The organism is Snodgrassella sp. B3837 (genome assembly GCF_026535955.1).
Taxonomy (GTDB): domain Bacteria; phylum Pseudomonadota; class Gammaproteobacteria; order Burkholderiales; family Neisseriaceae; genus Snodgrassella; species Snodgrassella alvi_E.
Map to the genome: position 1 here is coordinate 1,805 of NZ_JAFNPI010000008.1, position 444 is coordinate 2,248.

Consider the following 444-nt stretch of genomic DNA (forward strand, 5'->3'; position numbering starts at 1 on the left):
CTTATTTACCTATTCAGTAGCTGCACATAGACTTAAAGAGTTATTAGTTTCAATACAAAATGAACATGTACGAAAAAATGTACGCCCACAGCAATCTAAAATTATTACTATTACAGATATATTAACTGGTACAAAAGGTCTGGTGGAAATGGATGACAGATATGACACCGTAGATAATAAGGTTTTGATTCCTAAATTAACTGTAAAAGATCACTTAGATATTATTCAAACAAAAGAGTATGCGGGAATGTATGGAGATTCTAAAGACATCCAAAAACGTCTACTTACATTCTATGAAACTGGCATCAATTGGGATGAATCTAAAAAATTTTCGTTTCCTGAAGCAACAGCGCCAGAACCTACCCAAAAACCTTTAACCAAAGAAGATTATTTGCACTAGTATAAAAACTTGTATGCAAAAACTTTATTAAGGTTTGGATGGAA